The 24,126-nt window shown below is 46.5% G+C and carries 19 protein-coding genes; 7 read left to right on the top strand and 12 right to left on the bottom strand.

The features are described from left to right. Window positions 1–32 precede the first annotated feature (32 nt). Both ACHA8N_RS13940 and ACHA8N_RS13945 read right to left on the bottom strand, forming a co-directional pair. Window positions 33–632: an alpha/beta hydrolase gene (locus ACHA8N_RS13940; protein ID WP_393966059.1), complete on the bottom strand. Its 600-nt coding sequence runs from the start codon at window positions 630–632 to the stop codon at window positions 33–35. Beyond that, the gene (locus ACHA8N_RS13945) at window positions 629–1,567 is read right to left on the bottom strand and encodes a VOC family protein (RefSeq protein WP_393966060.1); all 939 of its coding nucleotides are present in this window, start codon (window positions 1,565–1,567) and stop codon (window positions 629–631) included. The genes ACHA8N_RS13940 and ACHA8N_RS13945 overlap by 4 nt, the downstream gene beginning before the upstream one ends. Before the next feature lie 174 nt (window positions 1,568–1,741). Between ACHA8N_RS13945 and ACHA8N_RS13950 the strand changes: the two genes are divergently transcribed. The 3 genes from ACHA8N_RS13950 (at window position 1,742) to ACHA8N_RS13960 (ending at window position 4,325) form a co-directional block, all read left to right on the top strand. Beyond that, on the top strand, window positions 1,742–2,635 hold the full coding sequence (locus ACHA8N_RS13950) for an ABC transporter ATP-binding protein (protein ID WP_393966061.1): 894 nt from the start codon (window positions 1,742–1,744) through the stop codon (window positions 2,633–2,635). Continuing rightward, the gene (locus ACHA8N_RS13955) at window positions 2,625–3,827 is read left to right on the top strand and encodes an ABC transporter permease (RefSeq protein WP_393966062.1); all 1,203 of its coding nucleotides are present in this window, start codon (window positions 2,625–2,627) and stop codon (window positions 3,825–3,827) included. The genes ACHA8N_RS13950 and ACHA8N_RS13955 overlap by 11 nt, the downstream gene beginning before the upstream one ends. Window positions 3,828–3,893: 66 nt before the next feature. After that, window positions 3,894–4,325 (top strand): hypothetical protein, encoded by a 432-nt coding sequence (locus tag ACHA8N_RS13960; RefSeq protein ID WP_147510408.1) that lies wholly within the window; start codon window positions 3,894–3,896, stop codon window positions 4,323–4,325. A 49-nt stretch (window positions 4,326–4,374) separates the two neighbouring features. Here ACHA8N_RS13960 and ACHA8N_RS13965 read toward each other — a convergent pair whose 3' ends face one another. The 8 genes from ACHA8N_RS13965 to ACHA8N_RS14000 all read right to left on the bottom strand — a co-directional run bounded on the left by ACHA8N_RS13965 (window position 4,375) and on the right by ACHA8N_RS14000 (window position 12,776). Next, window positions 4,375–5,004, bottom strand: a complete 630-nt coding sequence (locus tag ACHA8N_RS13965) for a helix-turn-helix domain-containing protein (protein WP_147510407.1) — start codon at window positions 5,002–5,004, stop codon at window positions 4,375–4,377. 23 nt (window positions 5,005–5,027) lie between these two features. Continuing rightward, window positions 5,028–6,962 (bottom strand): ABC transporter permease, encoded by a 1,935-nt coding sequence (locus ACHA8N_RS13970; protein ID WP_393966063.1) that lies wholly within the window; start codon window positions 6,960–6,962, stop codon window positions 5,028–5,030. Further along, on the bottom strand, window positions 6,928–7,692 hold the full coding sequence (locus ACHA8N_RS13975) for an ABC transporter ATP-binding protein (RefSeq protein ID WP_393966064.1): 765 nt from the start codon (window positions 7,690–7,692) through the stop codon (window positions 6,928–6,930). The genes ACHA8N_RS13970 and ACHA8N_RS13975 overlap by 35 nt, the downstream gene beginning before the upstream one ends. After that, the gene (locus tag ACHA8N_RS13980; protein ID WP_393966065.1) at window positions 7,685–8,656 is read right to left on the bottom strand and encodes a sensor histidine kinase; all 972 of its coding nucleotides are present in this window, start codon (window positions 8,654–8,656) and stop codon (window positions 7,685–7,687) included. The genes ACHA8N_RS13975 and ACHA8N_RS13980 overlap by 8 nt, the downstream gene beginning before the upstream one ends. Before the next feature lie 17 nt (window positions 8,657–8,673). After that, entirely contained in the window at window positions 8,674–9,360 is a 687-nt protein-coding gene (locus tag ACHA8N_RS13985) for a response regulator transcription factor (RefSeq protein ID WP_147510403.1), read from the bottom strand. Window positions 9,361–9,442: 82 nt separating this feature from the next. Next, entirely contained in the window at window positions 9,443–11,359 is a 1,917-nt protein-coding gene (locus tag ACHA8N_RS13990) for an FtsX-like permease family protein (RefSeq protein WP_393966066.1), read from the bottom strand. Then, window positions 11,346–12,107: an ABC transporter ATP-binding protein gene (locus tag ACHA8N_RS13995; protein WP_393966067.1), complete on the bottom strand. Its 762-nt coding sequence runs from the start codon at window positions 12,105–12,107 to the stop codon at window positions 11,346–11,348. The genes ACHA8N_RS13990 and ACHA8N_RS13995 overlap by 14 nt, the downstream gene beginning before the upstream one ends. Before the next feature lie 165 nt (window positions 12,108–12,272). Next, window positions 12,273–12,776 carry a PTS sugar transporter subunit IIA gene (locus ACHA8N_RS14000; RefSeq protein WP_393966068.1) on the bottom strand — a complete coding sequence of 168 codons (504 nt, stop codon included), beginning with the start codon at window positions 12,774–12,776 and terminating at the stop codon, window positions 12,273–12,275. Between the two features lie 174 nt (window positions 12,777–12,950). Here ACHA8N_RS14000 and ACHA8N_RS14005 point away from each other — a divergent pair, with 174 nt between their 5' ends. Further along, entirely contained in the window at window positions 12,951–14,657 is a 1,707-nt protein-coding gene (locus ACHA8N_RS14005) for a M3 family oligoendopeptidase (protein ID WP_393966069.1), read from the top strand. Window positions 14,658–14,811: 154 nt separating this feature from the next. Here the strand turns inward: ACHA8N_RS14005 and ACHA8N_RS14010 are convergent, their stop codons facing one another. Then, window positions 14,812–17,613: a putative bifunctional diguanylate cyclase/phosphodiesterase gene (locus tag ACHA8N_RS14010; protein WP_393966070.1), complete on the bottom strand. Its 2,802-nt coding sequence runs from the start codon at window positions 17,611–17,613 to the stop codon at window positions 14,812–14,814. 127 nt (window positions 17,614–17,740) lie between these two features. Beyond that, window positions 17,741–18,163, bottom strand: a complete 423-nt coding sequence (locus tag ACHA8N_RS14015; protein ID WP_012371366.1) for a CBS domain-containing protein — start codon at window positions 18,161–18,163, stop codon at window positions 17,741–17,743. 176 nt (window positions 18,164–18,339) lie between these two features. Here ACHA8N_RS14015 and ACHA8N_RS14020 point away from each other — a divergent pair, with 176 nt between their 5' ends. The 3 genes from ACHA8N_RS14020 (at window position 18,340) to ACHA8N_RS14030 (ending at window position 24,122) form a co-directional block, all read left to right on the top strand. Continuing rightward, a complete protein-coding gene (locus ACHA8N_RS14020) occupies window positions 18,340–20,589 on the top strand; it encodes a methyl-accepting chemotaxis protein (RefSeq protein ID WP_393966071.1) in 2,250 nt (749 codons plus the stop codon). A gap of 169 nt (window positions 20,590–20,758) precedes the next feature. Then, window positions 20,759–21,916 (top strand): helix-turn-helix domain-containing protein, encoded by a 1,158-nt coding sequence (locus ACHA8N_RS14025; protein ID WP_393966072.1) that lies wholly within the window; start codon window positions 20,759–20,761, stop codon window positions 21,914–21,916. A gap of 70 nt (window positions 21,917–21,986) precedes the next feature. Further along, window positions 21,987–24,122, top strand: coding sequence for a bifunctional glycosyltransferase/CDP-glycerol:glycerophosphate glycerophosphotransferase (locus ACHA8N_RS14030; protein WP_393966073.1), 2,136 nt, complete (start codon window positions 21,987–21,989; stop codon window positions 24,120–24,122). Window positions 24,123–24,126 lie beyond the last annotated feature (4 nt).

Here is a 24,126-nt window from a genome sequence, read left to right on the forward strand (position 1 = left end):
TGCTTCCTGAATCCCATGCTCTTTTTGTGCCATTATTTTTGGACGAGCCAGCTTGCTGCAGCTTCGATTGTCGGCATAACGAGTTGATGCCCGTGGTTCGACCACGTCACGTCAACATCCGCACCGGCCTGCCCGAAGAGTTGTTTTAAGTCTTCCGTTTCTGAAGCCGGACAAATCGGATCGTTCGCTCCGGCTCCGATAAAGATTCGAACCTGTGACGAATCCGGTAATGTCACACCACGACGCGGTACCATCGGATGCAGCAGTATCGCCTGTTCAAACAAACGTTCTTCAAACATCATGTTCGCCGCGATATTTGCGCCATTGGAGTAACCGACCGGAATGACATCTTGAAGAGAAAAGTCAGCAGTACGACTCATTTCTTTAACAAACTCAATCAAGCGAGCAGTGCGAAGGGCAAGATCTTCCTCATCAAAAACGCCTTCCGCCAATCGTTTAAAGAATCGCGGCATCCCGTTTTCCGTCACTTCGCCCCGGACCGACAGATAGCCGGCATCCGGATTGAGCAGTGAAACGAGCCCAATCAAATCTTGCTCCGTCCCGCCTGTTCCGTGTAACAAAAGAAAAATCGGTGCGCCCGGTTGTTTCGCCGGTTCAAATAGATGAATCATACAAGTCTCCCCTTTGGTAATGTGATTGGTGCGACATGACCTTCGATCGTCGCCCGGTGTGCTTCGAATTGTTCCGGTAATTTTAAGTCTTCTCCCAGTGCTTCAAATCCTTCATCGACTTCAAATCCCGGATTATCGGTTGCGATTTCATGCAAAATCCGACCACGGTCATGGAAGTAAATCGACGTGAAGTAACTGCGGTCTTTGACTTCTGTCGTCATCAATCCAAACGTATTGATCTGTTTCATCCAGTCCAGCTGTTGTACCTGATCGTCTGCCCGCCACGCGATATGGTGAACCGTTCCGGCACCCGGACGACCAACCGGTACATTCGTATGCAAAATATCGACGGTATTGTCGAATTCACCTTCCGCCTCATACCGGTCCATCGTCTCGGAACGTTTAGCGATCGTCAATCCGAACGCTTCTGTCAGAAGACGTGCCGTATCTGCTGGATCATGTGACAATAAGGTCGCTCCGGCAAAACCTTTGATCGCAACATCTGTCGAGATTCCATCGATTTCAAAACGGCTGTTCGGTCCTTTGCTTCGTTCGACCAATTCAATTTGTAAGCCATGTGGATCCTTTAAGACTAATTGTCGTTCTCCAAATCGTTCAGATTCTTCGAACATGACATGTTTTTCGGTCAAGCGGTTTTTCCAAAAACCGTAGGCACCAACTGGAATCGCATATGCCGTCGTACCGACTTGACCTGCTCCGACTTTTCCTTGTTGAATTCCTTCAAACGGAAAAAAGGTAATGATCGTTCCCGGCGCACCGGATTCATTGCCAAAATAAAAATGATACGTACCCGGATCGTCAAAATTGACAGTTTTCTTGACGAACCGTAATCCGAGCAACGTACCGTAGAAATCCAGATTTTCCTGTGGATTGCCGACCATTGCCGTAATATGATGAATCCCTTTGGTTTTCATGATTCGTTCCCCCCTCATTGTTTCATTCCTTTAACACGATAATAGTAACTAATTTACTAAAAGTAAACACATATGCTCATTCTTGTTAGGACTGGAACCTTTTTCCCATGTACACGTAAGAAGAGAGAATAGGTTACATAAAAACGATCATCAAATTAAAGGAGGACGGATGAGATGCTCGAAATCAAAGCCATCACGAAACAATTTGGTACGTTCACAGCGGTCGATGATTTATCGTTCGAAGTACCGGAAGGTCAAATTTTTGGGTTGCTCGGTGCGAATGGTGCCGGAAAAACGACGACGTTCCGGATGTTACTCGGTCTGTTGAAACCGACAGAAGGATCGATTACATGGAAAGGACAACCGATTCCTTTATCAAAAATCGGTTATCTTCCTGAAGAACGCGGATTATACCCGAAAATCCGCGTGGATGAACAATTGATTTTCCTCGCGGAACTGCGTGACATGAAACGTAAAGAAGCGAAACAGTCTTTGCTCGACTGGTTAAATTATTTTCAAATTCCGCAATATGAAAAAATGCGGGTCGAACAATTATCCAAAGGAAATCAACAGAAAATCCAACTGATTTCTGCCGTTCTGCACAAACCGGAACTGTTGATTTTAGATGAACCGTTCAGCGGTCTTGATCCGGTCAATGTCGAACAGCTCAAGAAAGCTGTTCGTAAATTAACGGCGGACGGGACAACAATCGTCTTCTCCAGCCACCGGATGGATCACGTCGAAGAATTGTGTGAACACGTCGCCATCCTCGATCACGGAAAGCCGGTCGTCGCCGGTTATCTCCCGGATATCAAAGCCGGATACGGCAAGACGCGTGTCTTATTGACGACAGATGCGCCGCCCTTACTTTGGGATGCACTCCCCGGCATTTTGCAGGTGGACTCGGACGGAACCGGTCATACGTTACAAGTTGCTTCCAAAGAAGCCGCCGATTCATTGTTGCGCCACTTGATTACCGAAGGATTCCGAGTCGAACGTTTTGTCTGGGATCAACTGTCCCTGCAGGATATCTTCATTGAGGAGGTCGGCAAACGTTATGAATCGTAAATTCCTTACCCTGTACCGTTTCAGTCTTCTGCAAAAATTGCGGGCTAAAAGCTTTTTAGTTTCAACGGCGTTGATGCTTGTCGTTCTCGTCGGCTTGAGTAATATTGAACGGATCATCGATTGGTTCTCGGGTGATGATCCGAAAATTGCCGTCGTCAGCACACTGGATACGGACATTTTGCCTGTTCTGAAACAAGTCGGGATTAAAACAACTGTTACCCAAAAAGAGTATACGCTGAAACAGGCCCGGCAAGTCGTCGACAAAGGAACGTACGATGCCGTCGCCGTCTTAACGGATGACCCGTACCGTGTCACGCTGATCAGCGCCAGTCCGGAACAGGAGCTGCAAACCCAATTATCGACTGCTTTAAAACAAGTCCGTGATCAAAATATCATTACCAATGCGAAGGTCGATCCGAATCTCCTCGCTTCGCTTGCCGCTCCCGTCGATGTCAAACAAGAATTGACCTCGACCGGCGGAAAAAGTGAAGACGAGCTGTTTGCCGCTTCCGCACTCGTCTATGTGTTGCTCTTTTTGATGTACTTTACGATTGCGATTTACGGCGGAATGATCGTGACCGAAATCGCCAATGAAAAATCGTCGCGTGTCATGGAGTTACTGATTTCAGCGGCCAGTCCGATTCAGCATATGCTCGCCAAGATCACATCGATCGCGACCGTCAGTTTGATTCAGTTGTCATTACTCGTCGGCGTCGGCTATTATAGTGCGCAAAGCAGCAGCTTGTTTGATCAGCTGTCCCTTGATTCACTGAGTGCTAAAACAATCATTTACCTGTTCGTCTTTTTCCTGCTCGGTTATTTGCTGTATGCGACGTTACTCGCTGCACTCGGATCGCTCGTCAGTCGTGTGGAAGATGCCCAACAAGTCACACTTCCCGTTATCATGTTAATCGTTGCTGCCTTCACGGTGTCGATCTTCAGCTTGAACGCTCCGACGAATCAAGCCGTCGTCGTTTTATCATTCGTTCCCTTCTTCACCCCGATGCTGATGTTCCTTCGGGTAATGTTGACCGAAGTACCCGTCTGGCAAGTCGCTTTATCCCTCATCTTGATGGGACTGAGCATTGCCTTGGCACTTTTCGTCGGAACAAAGTTCTACCGGGGCGGTGTTCTCTTTTACGGTTCCAATCCCTTAAAGCAGTTGCGGCGAATCCTCGGTGGACGCCGGTAACGGTTTACAAGATGAATCGTTTCCGCTATCGTTAGGTGAGAAAAAGCCTTGAGGAGGAACTACGTTATGCGGTCTCGTTTTTGGGCAGCGATTTTATTTACAGCTGCCGCCATCGTCTCGTCTCTTGTCATGTTCACTAAATTTCCACAGGCAAGTGAGACATGGAAACTTGTCCTCGCTTATGGAGGAACGACATTCATCGTCAGTCTGTTTTACTGGTCGTTCGTTGCTTTCCGCGTCCAGTCGTCCCGCTTGTACGGAAGTTGGATCGGCGTCTTTATCGGAGGAACGACCGTTCTGCTCGTCTGTGTCGCCCGCTTCTTACTTCGGGGAGATTTCATGATGATTTTCAAATGGCAGGCGATGCTTGGCAGTCTGACTTTAAACTTCGGTTATGTCGGCTGGGTGCTCGTCATCGCAAACGCCATCATCGGTTTCTTGATCGGACGGACACGTCAAAAAGTACGCCGGACTCCACGTCCTGCTGTACAACGTTAATCTATTGAAAAACGCCGTCTCAATTCCGAGACGGCGTTTTTTCTGTTGCTCATTTCCGGTGGTAACGGGCACGTGTATCCGTCCGGCTGAATTTCGCATAACAATCGGTTTGCGGAAGATTCGTCTCCTCCGTTAAACGATCCAAGTATTCATCGAGTTGAAGCATCGTCGGGAGTTTGTCTTCAAACAGTTCAAACGTCTCTGCAGCTTCCTCTCGTTGCAATTCGCCGGCTTCCATGACGGCCTCTACCAACTCATGAAAGATCCGTTGCTCCGTTACACTCATCGTTTCTTCAATTCGTTTGACGTCTTCGTCATACATCAAATCAAATAAACGCATCCGTTCCTCGAGTTGCCGTTCGATTTTTGCCTCATCCTGTCCCATCGTCTGTTCATACGCCAAACGCATTTCTTCAAGCGGCGTCCTTTCTTGCATGACGAATTTCAAAGACTCGCCCGTCCAAATATGACGCGCCAAATAACTCGAGTCGATATGCAATGCTTCCGCCAACGATTCGATATACGCTTTCGTCGGATACACTTCGCTCAGTTCAGTGCGTCGAATAAAATAGGATGCGACCCCGAGGCTTTCCGCCAATTGGTCAATCGAGATTCCGGCCCGTTCTCGTAAGATTCGGATGCGGTCACCGTATCCCCGGTAAGGTGAATGATCCAGCATATTACCCCTCCTCGCTATTCTTATCATACCCTTGAATCAGGTATTGGATACATCGAACTTTCGCACGATTTTTTCAGCAGATGACGTGGATAACGAATCCATAAAGGAAGGATACTGATGAAATAACCTGCGGTGACGATTCCAATCCAGATCAAGGACAACGAAAGAAACGGACCGATTTCCAGTCCTCCTTCCGATAAGATGACTTGAAAGAACAACCAGGCATGAAAGATCGAAATGAGGTACGGCATCATCAAGACTGCACCGTATTTGACGAACAGAAAACGCCGGATGCTGCGTTTGCTGAAGCCAAGCGCAAATAACGTCTTCAATCGTTTCTGTTCCTTCTCTGCCGTCATCTGCATCCAAACATGCAGGAAACTCGCATTGATGATGAACAACCATACCGTCAGCAGGATGACGACGAAGGAAACGAGACGGACGATGCGGATGCCGTCCAGTTCATCTTCCGTTTCATTGATCAACTGATACGGAATCGATTCTTTTTTTCCGAGCGCTTCTTTCGATTGGATGTCCCGGACGATGGACATCCAACTCGTCCAACTTTTTGTTCCATAGTCCGTGTAGGATGGTGTTTCAAAGACACGGACATGGGATAACGGAAGATTCATCTCTGCAAAGGCGCGGTCACTGACGACGAATAACGTTTCAATCCGGTCGTTATATCCGAACAGAAGACCATGTTCCGCCATCGGTTCCAGTGTGTAGCCGGCCTTTTCCATCGCAGCCTTGGCTTTTTTCATCGTCGGTGTCACTTCTTCCACTTGAACCGGACGGGCCGGAATCATAAAGGCGTGATTCGGCTGCAACAACGTGCGCTGGGCATATTCCAAATGTTTCATGAGTTGATTGTAGTCCGATAACGGTATCACGTGCCGGGTCTTCGATCCTTTGACTCTGACATCTTGACGATACTTATCAGGGAACGTTTTCGTCATTGTCCGTTCCAATGTCTGAAGGCGACTGGACGGGACTGCAGATTCCTCGTAATAGACCAATCCAAATTGATTTTTCGACGACAGGTCAAAACCAATTAATTGAAGGATAAAAATAAGACCAACCGCTGTCAGTGCACACGAAGTCAAAATCGTTCCCAGTGCGACCAATGTGCTGTTCGTCCGTAATTGAATGGCGATTTCCGAGACAATCAGTTTTCGCAACGACAACCGCCGGGGGCGATACAGTTTGAGAATGACCGGAATGACATGCCGGCAAAAAAAGAACGATCCGACGAAGATGACAAACGGAAAGACCAGAAAGAAGTTGCCTTGTTGCGTCAGCGCCATGAAATATCCGTAAAACAGAATCAGAACTGCCACTCCCTGAACGAAAAGACCAAGTCGAATCCGAAGCCGGGAACGGAGGCGGACAGGACGATCCGGTCGAAACCGGTAAATCGCAAGGACCGTCGCGATCAACAGCGTCAACAACGCGCCAGCAATCAACACCAAAGAGGAAGTAACGGAAATCTCGATTGCCAACCGTGGCAGGAACATGACCTTTTCGATGGAGAGTAACATCAGCTTCGTCAAAACGACGCCGAGCGTGATACCGGCTGTAATCGCTAAACCGCCGACAATCAAGATTTCAATCATAAAGTATTTCAAAAAGTGCGAAAAACCGCTTCCGAGCGTCCGCATGATCCGCAAGTCATTTTTGCGATGCTCAAGCATCGTATACGTCGTCGAATAGATGAATAAAATACTGAAAAACAAAATAATGACTTCCGCGATGAACACGAAAACCATCGTCAACTCAATGACTTGATTCAACTGACTTAACACTTTGGCGATATTCTGAAACGATTCGCTGACGACAAGATTCCAGTAGCTGGTCGCAATCGTCATCGCGACGATGATCGTCAAGGCATATCCGTAATACAGACGTTGATAACGCTTGATGTTACGTAGGGCGTATTGCAGATAAGTGATGTTCATCCCCTCCTAGCAACGAAAGCGATTCAATGACGCGCTGGAAAAAGACACGCCGCGGCTCATCACGAAACAGCTCCGTCTGGATGCTGCCGTCCTTCAGAAACAGAACATGATTACAATAAGACGCGACGGTCGGGTCATGTGTGACGATGACCATCGTCATCCCTGCCGCATTCAACTCCGCCAGTAACTCCATGACATGTTTCGTCGCCTGAAAATCAAGCGCCCCCGTCGGTTCGTCCGCGAGCATCAGACGCGGTGCATGAATCAACGCACGACCGATCGCCGTCCGTTGCCGTTGTCCGCCTGACACTTCATCGACCTGCTTATCCAGCAATTCATCAATCTGAAGACGCTTCGCGAGATGATACATCTCTTCCCGCGCCTCTTGCGTCTTTTTGCCGCTCAACATTAATGGAACAAGCATATTTTCGGCGACCGTCAAGGAATCAAGCAAATTAAATTCCTGAAAAATGATTCCGAGCGTCTCCCGTCGAAAGTGGGTCGTCTCCTTTCGCTTAAATGCGGCTGTATCCATCCCTTGAATCAAAATCGAGCCCCAACTCGGTTGGTCGAGCGTCGCCAGTAAATTGATCAAGGTCGATTTTCCGCTGCCGGAAGGTCCCATGACTGCGACCATCTCGCCTTCTTCGACCCGGAAATTGATGTCGGTCAACGGTTGTTCCGTCACTTTTCCGGGATAGACTTTGCCCAACTGTTTGACTTCAATCATGTTGCTTCCCTCCTACCAATATGAGACGACACGTCGTTCCCTCTCCTTCCACACTTTCAATTTCAATCGTATGCCCGAGTTTCAAGCAAATCTGACTGACGAAGTAGAGACCCATTCCGGTCGATTCCCCGTATCTTCGGCCGTTTTCGCCGGTAAAGAAGGCATTGAAGACGCGTGGTACGTCCCGTTTCGGTATCCCGACGCCGTCATCTTGAACCGTCACGATGATTTGCCCCGCCTGTTCAATTGCCCGAATCACGACCTCGTGACCGTGACCGGCAGTATACTTGACGGCATTCGTGATCAACTGAAGCAATACGAAACGAAACCATTTGGTATCCGTGTAGACATAGACATCTGTCGCGATTTCAAGCTTCGGATACACTTTATTTTTGACGAACAATCGTTTTTCCTGATTAATCAGACCGGCGACCAATGTCCGCAGATTCGATCGTTCTGCTTTCAAGTCGGTTTCAATCGCTTCAAGACGAGACGAATACAACATCTGATCGAGTCCAATCCGCATCCGGTCGACCTCGTGGCGGAGATCCGCTTGAAAGTGTTCTCCGGGATGTTCGAGAATCAGCTCGATGACCGACAGCGGTGTCTTCATTTGATGGATCCATTGATCGACGTAACGGTGACGTTCCTTTTCTTTACGCCGTTCCGCAAACAGACTGTTTCGAAACACCGTCTGTTGACGTTCTAAAAAGTGTTCGACAGCAGCTGCAAGCGGCTCATCGCTGTCACCGCGAATGGGTTCTGCGACCGATTGAATAGGAGTCTGCAATCGTTTAAACAGCGGCAGCATACTGAAAAAACGGTAACTTAAATAAATTAACAAGGCAATCCCATTCAAGAGTGCGATGTAAAAGAACGCGGCCGGACGGTAAAGATCGTACAACCATAAAATCAGAAACAAGGCGGCCAGCTGACCCGCAAAAAATAATATTCCGGGAATCATATGTCGGAGAAACAGCTTCATTGGTCGAGAACCAGTTTGTAACCGACTCCCCGAACCGTCTCGAGTCCCCCGATTCCGATTTCTGCCAATCGTTTTCGGACACGGGTAATATTGACGTTCAGCGTATTTTCATCGACAAATGCCTCGTCGTCCCAAATGCGTTCCAGCAAGTCCCCCCGGCTGACAATCCGTGGACTCGCAGTCAGCAGCATTTCTAAAATCAGTCCTTCTTTTTTGGACAGCTCAATCGTCCGGTCCGCGTGCTCAACGATATACCGGTCCAAATACAGAACCAGTCCTGCTTTTGTTACCGTCCGCTCGTCACTCTCATTGGACAATGCACCGTAGGCACGCCGAATCTGACTTTTGATTTTTGCGATGACGACAGCTCCTTGGAATGGTTTGACGATATAATCATCCGCCCCGTATTCCAAAGCCATGACTTGGTCCATCTCACCGACCCGGGCTGAAATGAACAGGATCGGCGCCCGCGTCTTCATCCGGAGTTGCCGGCACCAATAAAAGCCGTCAAACTTCGGCAAATTGACATCCAGCAAAATGACGTCTGCTTTTGTCTCTTCAAACCGAGCTACGACATCACCTAACCCATCTTCATGAATGACATTAAAATCGTACCGTTCCAACAATTCTTTTAACAACAAAGCAATTTGTTGATCGTCTTCTACTAATAATATGGTTTCCATCAGTACATTCAGCTCCTTCTTCCTCCATGATACCGAACAAAAAATGGACTGGAAACGTTTATTCGTTTCCAGTCCATCCGAATTACATGACGATGCGGCGATAGGCTCGCACTGTCATGACATAATATACCAGATAGACAATCGTATAACAGCCGATGGCGAGCGACATCGGTAAAACTAAATTGTAGTTTAACAGTTTTTGCAGCACCTGCATCGCGAACAGACTGTGAACGAGTCCGAGTACATACGGCAGGGAGAACATGAATCCAACCAATCGGCGGATGATTCCTGTTTGTTCCTGCTCGTCGACTCCGATCTTTTGGATAATGGCAAAACGTTGTTTCGATTCTTCTGCTTCTGCGAGCATTTTAAAATAGATGATAGAACCGGTCGCAAGCAGGAAGACAAGCCCAAGGAATCCGGCAGCAAACGCGAGCAGCCCTGTCGTCGCAGTCGTCATGGCATAGACCGGATAATAGGCCGCCATGTCGGTCTCTGCTTTTTTGCCATACAGTTGTTCCAACTGTTTGATCAATCCGTCATCCGTTCGTTCATCCGAGAACTGATAGTTCGTCAGCATTGCTGCTTTTTCCGGCATCATCGCGAAGGCATCATCGGAAACGGCAAATGCCAGACGTTTTTTTGCATAGAGTTGAGTGATTGGTAAATTCGTCGCACCGGTAATACGAAAGGATGAATGCGTATCTTTGATGGAAACCCCAATCGGTGACTGAACAGGTTCTTTCAAAAGATCATTTCCTTTAAAAGTTTCAAGGACAATCGCTTCCCCGGCTCCAGGTTCCGGCAAAACACGTTTTCCGTTACTCTTTGCGAGCTTCTCATAATCGGAATAACTGATATAGCTGAATTGTCCCGGTTTTCCGTCAAATCCAAATGTCTCGTATGAAGTCGTAAAGGATAGCGGGTTTGGCAACTCCTGAAACGAATGATTGACATTTTTGACATTGACCATCGACCGCGACTCAATCTTTTGATTCGATGATCGAATTAATTTTTCTGCCTCTGCTTGTTTCCCTGTAACCGATAAGCTGTACGGCATCTGTTCTTCGACCGTCCGATCAATGTAATAGTAAATCGACGTCGCGGTTCCGACTGTCGTCAACGTCACGGCCGTGATGACGGTGATCGTCGATAGCATGACGGCGTTGGATTTGATACGGGATAACAGCTGACCGTGTAAAATCATGTTCGTCCCTTGATAATGCCGTAAACGGCGGCTTAACAGACGTAACAGGAAAATCGTAAAGTAACTCATCGTTCCGAATGTCCCGACAATAATACAAAGCATCAAAACCGGTGCAATGATCGTAAAGTGTTCAAGCAATGGTTTTCCCGTTAAGTAATAACCGACCGCAATCAACAAGACGGACACTACGGCAAGCACCGGATGCACTTTCGGGACCGTCTCGACCTGTTGCTTTGCTTTAAACAGTTCAATCAATGTGAAACGGTAAATCGTCCGTGCCGAACGGATCGCAATCAATAAAAAGATGGTCAGAAAGACGGCAACCGTCTGACCGATTGCACCGGCATTGATCGAAAAGTCTGCTTCAATCGACATCCCCATCACATACGCGAGCAGCATGACAAAATACTTCGAAGCAACCGTTCCGAGCAACATACCGATCAAGAGACCGATGAGACCGTACCCCATCGTTTCGAGAAACAAGAGTTTGGCAATTTGTTGGCGCTCAAGACCAAGCAACGCATACAGACCAATCTCCTGCTTCCGGCGACGCAGGAAGAAGTCGCTGGAGTACCAGATAAAGATAGCGGAAAACAATGCTAAAATCACACTCGATCCGGTAAAGACGGTGCCGAGTTTTCCATATAACTCATTGGCCTGCAACATCGCTTCGTTCGATCGGATGGCTAAAAACGTGTAATAAATCAAAATGGCGAAAGTGACTGCGCCAAGATACATCATGTTTTGACGAATGTTCTTTAAATTGCGAAAAGCCAACTTAAACAAGTTCACGAGCGACACCTCCGAGTTCACGTTGTACTTCCATGATTTGTTCAAAAAACTCTTTCCGTGATCCAAACTGATGAATCTCCCGGAATAATTCGCCGTCTTTGACGAACACGACGCGCTCTGCATACGACGCTGTCATCGGATCATGCGTCACCATCAAAATCGTCGCTCCCTGCCCATTGAGACGAGCCATTGCTTCTAGCAACCCGGTCGCCGATTTCGAGTCGAGAGCACCGGTCGGCTCATCCGCTAAAATCAACGACGGTTGATGAATGATAGCCCGGGCGGCGGCTGTCCGCTGTTTTTGACCACCTGACAGTTCAGCCGGTCGCTTCTTTAGTAATTCTTCAATTCCGAGCTCGCCTGCCACCTGCTCGACTCGTGCCAAAATGTCCGCTTTTGGCAACTGTTGCAAAGCAAGCGGCAAGGCGATGTTTTCTTCGATCGTCATCGTGTCGAGCAGATTAAAATCCTGAAAAATGAATCCGAGCTGTTCCCGACGAAACCGGGCCAACTGTTTTTCTTTCATCCCGGTTACGTCTTCCCCGTTGATATGAATCGTGCCGTCCGTCGGCTGATCGATGGTCGACAAGAGATTCAGTAACGTCGACTTCCCTGCTCCTGACGGTCCCATGATGCTGACGAATTCGGATTGATGGACCGTCAACGTCGTAGGACGGAGTGCCTCATGCCGGGCGTTTTTCGTTTGGTAGACTTTCGTAATCTGTTCTGCGTGTAAGATTGATTTCATAGTGTGTTTCCTCCCGTATTCTTCATGTTGCTTTTAGTATACGGAGCAATATGCCTTTCAAAGAATCGGTTAGACTTTCAAGCATCTTACAAAACAGTAAGCTCGAGGAGAAGACGACAAAAAAAGCTCCCTCGTCTAAGACAAGGGAGCGATTACGTAAAATGATTATTTATGTGTCGCTTTGAAAAGCTCTGTTTCACCTGCGACAACAGATGTTCCTTCAGCCGGAACAGCAGAAAGTGTAAATTGATCGTGGTTCGTCACGATGATCGGTGTGACCGTCGATGGTGCGTTCGCACGAATGAAATCGAGATCAAACTCAACGAGGACGTCACCGGCTTTGACTTTATCACCGGATTGAACGTGTGCCGTGAAGCCTTCACCTTTAAGGTTGACTGTGTCTAATCCAACGTGGATCAATAACTCAAGACCGTCTTCGCCTTTAAGACCGATTGCATGTTTTGTCGGGAAGATGGTTTCAACTGTCGCGTTGATTGGTGAAACGACTTTACCTTCCGTCGGTTCGATCGCAACGCCGTCTCCCATCATTTTTTGTGAGAAAACTTGATCAGGTACGTTCTCGATGCTGACGATTTTACCTGTAAGGGCAGAAGCGATTTTCGTGTTGCTTTCATCATTACCACCAAACAATTTTTTAAAGAATCCCATGATACTATCCCTCTACTTTCTCGATCGTTTTCTTCTTTAAGAAGATTCGATTTTTTTATAGGAGCCAGTTAAATGTAAACTCGCTCACGTTCTCACAAAAAGCATACGTTTGTAACTCTGGTTTTGCAAGTATTTTTGTGTGATAATAGTTAGAAATCACAAGGAGGCGCTTACATGTTAACATTTTCAGAACTTACATATGTCCGTCCTGACCTGAATGTCCTTGAAACTTCCATGCATGCCGCGATCAACAGATTGCGTGAAGCAACAGATGTCGATGCAGCAAACAATGCCATCTCTGAGATTAATACCCTTAGAAATCAATTTGAAACAGCCAGCCAATTAGTAGAGATTCGTCACACAATCGATACACGCGACGGTTTTTATGAAACGGAGCAAGGTTTCTTTGATGAAGCCGGTCCGGTTTACCAAGGATACGTCTCGAGTTATTACCATGCGTTGACGGCTCATCCCCTCCGTACTTCACTCGAATCGACGTGGGGCAAACAGCTTTTCTTACTGGCGGAAGCCAGTTTAAAAACATTCTCCGACGCCATCATTCCAAAACTGCAGGAAGAAAACCGTTTGGCGAGTGAGTATACGAAATTGATGTCGGCTGCGCAAATCGAATTTGACGGCAAGACATTGAACTTATCCCAGTTTGGTCCTTACTTACAGTCGGCCGATCGTAACGTCCGAAAAGCCGCTTCTGAAGCACGTTATGGCTATTTAAAAGAGCACGGCGACGCCATCGACTCGATTTACGACAAACTCGTTCATGTCCGGACCGATATCGCGAAGACACTTGGTTTCCCGTCGTTCGTCGAACTTGGTTATGCCCGGATGTTACGTGTCGATTACGACCAATCGATGGTCGAAAACTACCGCGAGCAAATTCTCGAGACAATCGTGCCAATCGCGACATCACTGAAAGAACGCCAGCAACGCCGAATCGGTGTCGATTCCCTTTATTATTACGACGAAGGATTCGCCTTTAAGTCCGGCAACGCGACACCACAAGGCGAAGAAGCCTTCATCATCGAAGGCGGAAAGAAAATGTACCGTGACATGTCACCGGAGACAAATGAGTTCTTTGAGTACATGATTGATCGCGGCGCGCTTGATCTGACAGCGAAACCGGGTAAGGCAGGCGGCGGATACTGTACGTATATCGCTGACGAAAAACTCCCGTTCATCTTCTCGAACTTTAACGGGACAGCCGGCGACATTGATGTCCTTACGCACGAAGTCGGGCACGCCTTCCAAGTGTATGAAAGCCGTCACTTCACTGTTCCGGAATATGGGTTCCCGACATATGAAGCATGTGAGATCCATTCGATGTCAATGGAATACTTTGCGTATCCGTGGATGGAGGAGTTCTTTGGTGATCAGACTGCCAAATACAAATTCAGTCATCTTGCGGGCGGCGTCACATTCCTACCGTACGGTGTCGCGATCGATGAGTTCCAACATGTCATCTACAATCAACCGGAACTGACACCGGCGGAGCGTCGCGCGGCATGGCGTGCGATCGAACAGAAGTATTTGCCACACCGGAACTATGAAGAAAATGATTACCTCGATTCCGGCGCCTGGTGGCATCAGCAAGGACATGTCTTCGGCAGTCCGTTCTATTACATCGATTACACGCTCGCACAAGTCTGTGCGTTCCAGTTCTATGCGTGGATGGAGCAAGACCGGGAAGCGGCTTGGAAGTCGTATCTCGCGCTCTGCAAAGCCGGTGGATCAGAAAGCTTCCTCACACTCGTCGAACGGGCAGGACTGAAATCACCGTTCGCTCCTGGTACGGTCAGTGAAGCGGTTGCGCCAATCAAAGCCTACTTGGCAGAAACAGACGATCTCGCACTTGATCGTGTGTAATGACTGCAGACAGGACTTCGCTTTTTAAACAGGAGTCCTCGTTCTGTCTGTTCTTGACTCATTTTGTTTCTCCCATCAAAGTAAACAAAAAAAGTGATCGCCCCTCCATTCGATGGGAAGCGATCACTTTTTTTAGTTTAACGCCTGAAAGACATTATCCCGACTGTTTGATTTGATCTTGATAGCGATTAAACCATATTTTAAATTCATCTGCCGGAATCGGACGTGAATAATAGAAACCTTGACCGTACTCACAGTTCAGTTTCCGTAAATTTTCTCCCTGTTCCGCTTGTTCAATCCCTTCTGCCACCACATCATACTTTAACGTGTGGGCCAGTTGGATGATGGTTTCGATTAACGGGGCGTTCGAACAAGCATCTGTGCCGCTGATGAAGGAACGGTCAATTTTTAGACGTTGAATCGGTAAACGACTTAAGTAGGATAGCGAGGAATACCCGGTTCCAAAGTCATCAATCGCCAAACGATAACCGAGATGATTCAATTTTTGAAGGGCGTCAAAGACCCGTGTATCTGAAAAAACTCCGAAAGACTCTGTAATTTCGAGCTCCATTCGTTGTTCGATTCCCGGATGACGACCTCTCACTTCTTCCAAAAATTCGACGATTCGTCCGGATACCAACTCTTTTACTGACAGATTGGCGGAGACACGCAGTGATCCCAGTGGCGTCCCTTCCCATGCTCTTACTTGACGAACCGATTCTTGAACAACCCACATGCCAATCTCTTCGATCAACATCGAACGCTCGGCAATCGGGATGAAGACCGCGGGACTGATCAGACCACGTTCCGGGTGGAACCAGCGTAATAAGGCTTCACACCCATCCACCTGCTTTGTTTCCAGATTCACCTGCGGCTGATAGAACAGTTGTAGTTCATTCCGGTTAATCGCCTCGCGCAACTCTGATTCAAGCACCACTGATTCCCGATACTCTTCACTCATCCACGACTCGAACCAAACCGGCTCACCGGTCTCTTCCCGCTTCGCGTGCTGCATGGCAATGTCGACTGAAGACAGTAAAGACGTTACGGCTACAGCATCGTCCGGATAACGGACCATACTCATACTGATGGCGACATCAATGTTCTCGCCGTCAATCCGGTACGGTCTTTCAATAATGGACTTGAGATCCCGATAATTGACGATGTCCTGTTGAAAAATCATCACAGCAAATTCGTCCCCACCGATTCGGGCAGCAGATCCGGTACCGATGAAGTGACGCCGCAAACGCGTCGATACTTCTTTTAGAATTTGATCTCCGGCACTGTGACCGTAAATATCATTGATCCGTCGGAACTGACGAACACCAATCGTCACCAGTTCTCCCGGTTGTGGTGCAGCGAGTGCTTCTTCCATCTTTTGTTCAAAGCCGTTTCGATTCAATAAGCCGGTTAAAACATCAAATAAAGCTAACTGTGTGATGCGTTCTTCCCGTTTCAATTGATCCGTTTCATCGTGACACGTCAAATAGAGGGCGGTCCCACCTTCATTTTTAGTCGGGACATGAATGATGTTGACGAACATGTTCCGGATGTCTTCCTTGAAAATCATTTGACACCGGATCGTTTGACTGAATCCTTCGATCGCCCGGTTTAACGCCCGACGGACTCGGTTCAAGTCAGCCGGATGAATCAACTCTTCAATCGTCATCAATTCCGATGATTGTGCCAATTGCTTGAACCGATCATTTCCGCTCAACAGCTGAAAATCAGAAGACAACGCGACAATCGGATTTGTATTTTGTGAGAATAGCGATTCAATTTCAGCTTTTTTCTGTTTGATCTCAACTGTTTTTTTATCGTTATAATCCAACAGTCCTGAAATAATGGTCGTCATCGTGCGAAAGGCTTCAACGACCGGATAAAAATCGTTTTGTTTCGGTACATGGTAGCGTGACTGGCGCGGACCTTCTGCAAAAAAGTCCGCTTCCTCTTGGAGAATATGTAAGTCTTTACGGAAAGCCCGCAGTAACGACAAGGTCAGCCAAATTAAAAGTAAGATGACACTACACGCCGATACGAATGCAAACCATGCATTTCGGATGACAGACGTTCCTTGATCCGTCATCTCTGCTTGAACATCACGAATCCCTTCGTCAAAGACCCGGGAGATACTCGTCTGGTAACGCGCTGACACTGAATCAATCGTCCCGTACTGTTGATTATCCGGTTGATTGATCGCCGCATCAATAATCCGCAGATAGGCATTGATCTGATTGTTCATTACAGAAATCTCCCGTGGCCGGCTATCCCCGTCCGCTTCCATTTTTGCATAAAGGGATTGAATTAACCTGTTGTGGCGCATTTCTAATTCCTGACGCGCTTGACGAATCCGCAATAGTTCAATTGAATCCAGTTGCCGGTCTTCGTTTTCATCCAATAAGAATTGTCCCGTCCGTCCAAGCTCTTCCTCTATTAAAAAAAGATTTGAGAACAAGGAGTAATAGGTCTCCGTCTCTTTACTTAAATACAGTTGATTGAACAAGACTTCATTCTTGTAAGAAGTCGCCTTTCGGAAAAATTGATGATCGGCTTGACGTCCTTTTGACGTGATGTCCTCCATTTCTGACAACAATTCTTTTTTGGCAGGACCTGTTGTGTCTGTTTTTTTAAGCTGTTTTTTTAATGTCTGAATCTCCGTCTGTATATTTTCCCATGAATCCTCATGTGATGATTTCATTTTTGTTGTCGTCTCACTCAACGTCAGATAGTACTCTTTTGTCAAATCCCGTTCGACTTTGTTTAATTGATTAAAAATGTCCATTTTATCGCTTGACCGTTTAAGCTGATAACCGTCTTCGAGATTTTTCAATAACTGTTGTGTCGCGATAAACAAGGCTAAAAAGCCAATAATTACAACCATCCATGTGAATGTTTTATAGTAGGAGCGTTTTCGAAATGCTTCTACGATGGAGACTGGTGATAAACGCCGCAACACATCGTCCTCCCTAACCTGTCATTATGCTTCTATATCGTCCAGTTCCTCTCTTTCGTGAAGTAAAAACGGGTCAATAAAAGCACCTATCCTCACTTTTCGTGAAAATAAGTGCTTTTGATACTAGATTTCAGTATTGTACGTTTTCACGTGCGACTTTTTTTGCAAAATAATCAATGATATCACGCCGACGGATAATTCCGATGAAGTGTTTTCCGTCATCAATTACCGGTACGAAATTCTGATCCGTGATGACTTCAATCATCTCTTCCATTTGTGCCGTAATCGAAACCGGCTTATAGCGAACGCGTTGCTTGATATCGGTCAAACGGGTTTGCAGCACATGATCATAATCCGCATGTTCCAGATTTTTTTCCAATGCCCACAAGACATCCCCTTCCGTCAGGGTTCCTGCGTATTTTCCTTTATCGTCGACGAGTGGGACCGATGTGAAACGATGATGTTTCATCTTTTCCAGTGCTTGTCTGACCGTCGACTCCGGATCTAAGTATTTGACTTCGTCTTTTGGTAATAAGAAAAAAGCGATGTTCATTTCTAGTTCCTCCCTAGCCACTCTGTGACACCTCTTCTATTTTATCATGAACTCTGGTTACGTTCAGTTCCCAAATCATGAAAATCTACCCACAATTCCTTCATATTTAGTATTACCCTTCCGATAATCAGAATAGACAGATTTTAAAGACTATTTCAAAAGATGGGAGAATACATATGCGCCTTCCGATTACACGTCGGCTTTTTATTGGACTTATTTTATTACCTGCTCTTACTTTGGGTGTCTCGACCTGGTTTTCTTATAATCAGACGAGTCAGACGGTTGAACGTCTCGTTGACTCAACATCACAAACTGCTTTAAAACAACTGGAACAATCGTTTTCCCGTATCATCGATGACACAAAAAAAGATACAACCTTACTCGCAGGTCTTCCCTTTAACCGGGCCGATGGCCAATTGCCGAACTACATAACTGATCCTGAAACATCCACTGTCACCGAGTTGCCTTCACAAAAGGCAAAAGACATTTACAGCATCCTCGAAAAGTACGGTTCGTCTAAAATCGAGAACTCCTTTGTTCAGTATGCGGATGTAAAAGGCGGATACTTAAACTGGCCGAAGCAGGATGCCTCTTCCGGATATGATCCACGTAAAGAGATTTGGTACAAACAAGCTTTGGAAAATTCAAGTACTGTCGCCATGAGCGAACCGTATTACGATGAAGCCACCAAACTGTCCATCATCGGCTTTTCTAAAGCAACACTTGACGATCAAGCCAATATCAAAGGTGTGTTGTCCGTTTATAAAAGTATTGACCGTCTATCGCAGGATATGAAACGCATCGAAATCGGTCAAAAAGGATTCGTCTTCAGCTACACAAAAGACGGTAAAGTCGTTACGCATCCAAACAACAACTATTTCTTCAAAAAAGTAGACCAGTTACGCGAAAAGGGAAAACCGTACTTTGCGGCACCTAAACAGATGATCAACGAAGAATCGGGTTCGACAATCATGGATGTCGGCGGTAAAAAGTCCGTCGTCATTTGGCAATTGTCTTCAAAGACCGGATTTAAATTGGCTGTCGTACTGGATCATGCTTCTTTGTATGCACCAAAAGATGCCATGCTCAAGCAGTCTTTGATTAACTTCGTCGTTGCGATTGCTCTTGCGACGGTCATCGCTTGGTTAATCGGACGTTCGATTAACCGTCCATTATCCGGACTCCGAAATGAAGCGTTAGCGATCGCAAGTGGTGATTTACGATCAACACCTCGTTCAAAACGTTGGATTCGGGATGAATTGTCCGATTTGGGTGAGAACTTTGATGCGATGCGGCAAAAAATCCGGCAGACAATCGTCGCCATGACTGATTCTGCCGGTACCGTAAGAGATGCTTCACAAGATTTATCTTCTAATGCGACACACGTCCAAAATGCATCGGTTCAGATTGGACAGACGATGGAAGAAATCGCTGCAGCCGGCGAGACACAGACGAAACAAGCGGAACGCTCTTCGCATGCTGTTTATGGGGTCAAGGAACGATCCATCGCCATGCAAACAGCAGCTACAGAAACTTTGACAGAAGTCGCCTCTGTCGCACAAGCGGCAACACGCGGCAGTGCATTGACCAAACAAACGATTACCGAACTGCTGCAACACTCTGACTCGTTGGAGCAGGAAATTCAAAACACATCCGATTTCCTTGGAAAACGTTCCGATGAGATTGGTAAGATTCTCGGAACCTTACAGGCCATTTCGAGTCAAACGAATCTGCTTGCCCTCAATGCTGCCATCGAAGCAGCCCGTGTCGGTGAACAAGGCCGCGGTTTTGCCGTCGTCGCCAGCGAAGTCCGAAAACTCGCGGAAGAGAGTGACCAATCGGCTAAACAAATCAAGCAATTACTCGGTAACATTCAACAAGAAACCCAGACAGCGATGGGCGCGATGAATGGCGTCATGAGTGACTTAAAAGTTTCTCTTGAATCGGTCAAAACGACTGGGACGGATTTTGAACAAATTGCCGGATCCGTCCAGCACGTCTCGAAACGGACAGAATCATTGACGGGAGATATCAGCGCCTTGACGACGGCAACAGAAGATGTTTCCGATGCTATGGGAACCATCCTTGCCTTGACGGAAGAAAATGCAGCCGGGATCGAGACGAGTGCTGCAAGTATTCAAGAAACGAATGCGACGATTGAAGCTGTCACGACAGCTGCTGCGCACCTCGCACAAATCGCAACTGAACTGCACGCCTTAACATTCGGCTTCCAAGTAGACGACGCGATGGATGAGGAAGAAGATACCCCCGCAGAAATGTTCGAACAGACTGAAGAAAATAGTTCTTACGACGAAGCAGCGGTCTCTTCTTTGAATGAAGAAGAACTCATGATCTCTGATTCCGCCGAGGAACATTTACCGGAAGAATCAGACGCTCTTTCTGGAGAAGATTCTACGATCCGTTAATCGTTTAACACGAAAAGACATCAACCACCTTCGTTATCATAAGGTGTAGATGTCTTTTTTCGTTTCCTGCTGTTCTGCAGCATGTGACGGACAGCGATTCCGGCTATACAACCCAGTACTCACGACGTAAACTGTATACAACACGATTGGTGAGGAAGGAGGAATTTTCGTGACATCCTTACGAGAAGAAGATTTAATTCAAATTGCAGAAAATTTGTACGGGACGACCGGATTTTTCGTATCGTATCAGTCATCGACCGGCGAATCATTGGACATTCGCCCTGCCCCACCCGTTCATCCGAGTCAGCTGACAATCGAACAGACATGGCCTGACGTCAAAACCAAACCATTGTTGTACACACTAAACGATGGCACAGCCTACTTATTCATGCCGGTTCTGAATCAAGGACAGTACCGAATCGGTCCTGTTTTGTTACAATCGGCCCTGTTTCGTGCACACATTCAGGACAAAACCTTTCATGATTTCTATAAAGTCTTAACACGGACGACAGAAAATCGATTGATGCATTGTGCGCATTTCCTTTACCGGTTATTAACGGGGGAACAACTGGCTGCACAAGATATTCAGACCGAATCTGAAAGTCAGCATCCGGAAGTTCAAATCGTTGCTGACGTTCCGCCGCATACCGCTGCGACCGCCTACATGAAGGCTTGGGAACGGGAACAACAGATTATCGAATGGATTTCTTCCGGACAAAGCGAACGTCTGGCAACAACTTATTCTCTCCCGGCCTACGGAGAATTTGGATCCTTGGCGCGCCATCAACCGTTGCGTGCCGAAAAAAATCTGTTGCTCGGTACAGTCTTGTTAAGTGCTCGTGCCGCGATTAGAGGCGGTCTCGAACCCGATGAAGCCTTTATGCTCAGCGACCGGATGATTGAGTCGATCGAAGCCGCGACCAGCATTTCAGAACTGCGGAACCGTCATGTGAAGATTACAGTCAGCTTTGCAGAAGCTGTTAAAGAAGTGCAGGAACTGCGGCATTCGCCGCATGTTCTAGCTGCGATTCGTTATATTCAACAACATCTGTATGAAGCGCTTTCGGTATCTTCAATCAGTCAAGCCATCCATGTTTCCTCAAACTATCTGTCCGTTCTGTTTAAAGAGGAAACCGGATTGCCGCTCGCTCGATATGTCATTCGGGAACGCATTCGCGAAGCAAAACGATTATTGCGCTCCACCGATGATTCTTTATTGACGATTTCAAATAAGCTGCACTTTTCAAGTCAAAGCCATTTTAGCCAGGCTTTTAAACAAACGACAGGAGAAACACCTACACACTACAGACAGAGTCATCGTTTTTAAGTGATTTCTGCACATACTCGGTTATTTATGGTACTTTTTAAGAATAGTCTTTAAAAAAAGGAGCATTTTCATGAATTCCATTAGTGTCATCATTCCAGTTTATCAAACCGAATCACAAGTGAATGCCGCGATTCAATCCGTCATCGAACAATCGGTTGAATCACCTGTCGAAATCATCGTCGTGTTTGACGGCGCAAGTAATTACAGTCAAGACCTTCAAGCCAATTTCCCGCAAATTAAAGTCGTCGAGCAAGCCCATCAAGGTGTGCATAGCGCACGTCATACCGGCTTACTTCAGGCAACAGGAGAATATATCATCTTTTTAGACAGCGACGATGTATTGTCTCCCCGTGCCCTGTACACCTTCTTAAAGGCGGCTGAAAAAACAAATGGTGAAGTCATCATCGGAAAAGTGTCTCCGGTCTACAATAAACAGAAATGGTTTATGCCGATTGAAGACGACCGCTACTTTTTCTATACACGCTCAAAATTTAACGCCAACCACTTAACGAGCATCCATGGATGGATGATTAAAAAATCGTTATTGTTGGATCTTTCTCTTTTCCAGACTACTTGGTTTTCAGACACGGTCATCGCCCATACCGTCATTTCGCAATTAACGAATTTCACTTCTGTTAATTACGTGGTGTACGGCAGAAATTCGCGAAGTACTCCTCTCGAAGGACAGTCCTTGTATCAATTACGGGATGTGCAAACACTGGCAGACAGCTCACGTATATTTGGTATTCTTTCAGCGGATACGACAGATGATTCTGTACAATCGTTTCTAAATACGTGGTACAAACGCTTTATCTCGAAACGCGGACGCAGTTTGTTAGAAAAAGGTGATCTGCAACAACAAAAAATCATTTTTAATTATGTCGCCCGTGACCTGAAGCAAACGAAAGCGAAGAGTAAATATTTAAAGGCGTGGTCAACCGGATCATTCACCTTGTTCCAACTGTACATTAGAGGTGTTCAAGCAAAACGTTTCGTCAGCTCGGTCAAGCGTAAAAAAATTAAGAACGGTCTGATGCTCTATCGTGCTTTCCAAAAACTACCGGTGAAAGAAAATCTCGTGTTATTCGAAAGTTTCTTAGGACGCAGTTATTCAGATAATCCAAAAGCCTTGTATCTCTATATGCAAAAAAATTATCCGCATCTGGATCTTGTCTGGATTTTTGCTCAAGAACCGACAGAAGATGTAAAAGAAGCCTGTCCGAACTGGGTGTTAAAAAACAGTTTGGCTTATTATCAAGCTATGGCACGTGCGAAATATTGGATCTTCAATACACGACAGCCCGTCAGTTTGAGCAAACGCGAAGAAACGATTTATCTTCAAACTTGGCATGGTACACCATTAAAACGACTGGGTCTCGATATGGAAGAAGTCCATATGGCAGGAACCAATGCCATCCGATACAAACGGAATTTCTACAATCAAGCGCAGGAGTGGAACTATCTGATTTCGCCAAATCCTTATTCGAGCGATATCTTTGCCAGCGCCTTCGGTTTCCAAAACGAATTACTTGAAACCGGTTATCCCCGAAATGATTTACTGTACACAGATAATCAAGACGGCTTAATCAGTGAAATCAAAACAAAACTGGATCTACCGCTCGATAAAAAAGTCGTGCTCTATGCTCCGACTTGGCGCGATGACGAATTCATCGCCCGTGGACAGTATCGTTTTGATCTTCAACTGGATCTAAAACAGATGCAAGAACGACTCGGTGACGAGTATGTCGTCCTTCTTCGGATGCATTATCTCATCGCCCAAAACATGGACATTCAGAATTTTGCCGGATTTGCTTACGATGTTTCGTCGTACGGGGACATTGCTGAACTTTATTTAATCAGCGATGTGTTGATTACCGATTATTCTTCCGTCTTCTTTGATTACGCTCACTTGAAGCGTCCAATGATCTTCTTCACTTATGATTTGGAAAAATATGCCTCGACATTACGTGGTTTCTACTTTGACTTTGAGCAGGTTGTTCCTGGTCCACTTTTAAAAGAAACGAATCAAGTGATTGATTACATCGAACAAATTGATGTGAAATCGGCTCTATATGATGAAAAATACGATCGTTTCCTGGATCAGTTCTGTAGTTTAGATGATGGAACCGCCAGTGAACGTGTTGCGGTGCAACTGTTTGGTCCGCCTTCCGAAAAAAATGATGTGTTGGAACAGAGTGAAGAATAATACT

It is taken from the genome of Exiguobacterium sp. S22-S28, assembly GCF_043359615.1.
Lineage (GTDB): Bacteria > Bacillota > Bacilli > Exiguobacteriales > Exiguobacteriaceae > Exiguobacterium_A.

Coding starts and splice junctions, on each gene's coding strand:
- ACHA8N_RS13970 (WP_393966063.1), bottom strand. CDS start 6,962: ATGAACATCACTTATCTGCAATACGCCCTACGTAACATCAAGCGTTAT.
- ACHA8N_RS14030 (WP_393966073.1), top strand. CDS start 21,987: ATGAATTCCATTAGTGTCATCATTCCAGTTTATCAAACCGAATCACAA.
- ACHA8N_RS13945 (WP_393966060.1), bottom strand. CDS start 1,567: ATGAAAACCAAAGGGATTCATCATATTACGGCAATGGTCGGCAATCCA.
- ACHA8N_RS13955 (WP_393966062.1), top strand. CDS start 2,625: ATGAATCGTAAATTCCTTACCCTGTACCGTTTCAGTCTTCTGCAAAAA.
- ACHA8N_RS14015 (WP_012371366.1), bottom strand. CDS start 18,163: ATGAACATCGCTTTTTTCTTATTACCAAAAGACGAAGTCAAATACTTA.
- ACHA8N_RS13975 (WP_393966064.1), bottom strand. CDS start 7,692: ATGATTGAAGTCAAACAGTTGGGCAAAGTCTATCCCGGAAAAGTGACG.
- ACHA8N_RS13980 (WP_393966065.1), bottom strand. CDS start 8,656: ATGATTCCCGGAATATTATTTTTTGCGGGTCAGCTGGCCGCCTTGTTT.
- ACHA8N_RS13965 (WP_147510407.1), bottom strand. CDS start 5,004: ATGCTGGATCATTCACCTTACCGGGGATACGGTGACCGCATCCGAATC.
- ACHA8N_RS13995 (WP_393966067.1), bottom strand. CDS start 12,107: ATGAAATCAATCTTACACGCAGAACAGATTACGAAAGTCTACCAAACG.
- ACHA8N_RS14005 (WP_393966069.1), top strand. CDS start 12,951: ATGTTAACATTTTCAGAACTTACATATGTCCGTCCTGACCTGAATGTC.
- ACHA8N_RS13960 (WP_147510408.1), top strand. CDS start 3,894: ATGCGGTCTCGTTTTTGGGCAGCGATTTTATTTACAGCTGCCGCCATC.
- ACHA8N_RS13950 (WP_393966061.1), top strand. CDS start 1,742: ATGCTCGAAATCAAAGCCATCACGAAACAATTTGGTACGTTCACAGCG.
- ACHA8N_RS13985 (WP_147510403.1), bottom strand. CDS start 9,360: ATGGAAACCATATTATTAGTAGAAGACGATCAACAAATTGCTTTGTTG.
- ACHA8N_RS14020 (WP_393966071.1), top strand. CDS start 18,340: ATGCGCCTTCCGATTACACGTCGGCTTTTTATTGGACTTATTTTATTA.
- ACHA8N_RS13940 (WP_393966059.1), bottom strand. CDS start 632: ATGATTCATCTATTTGAACCGGCGAAACAACCGGGCGCACCGATTTTT.
- ACHA8N_RS14000 (WP_393966068.1), bottom strand. CDS start 12,776: ATGGGATTCTTTAAAAAATTGTTTGGTGGTAATGATGAAAGCAACACG.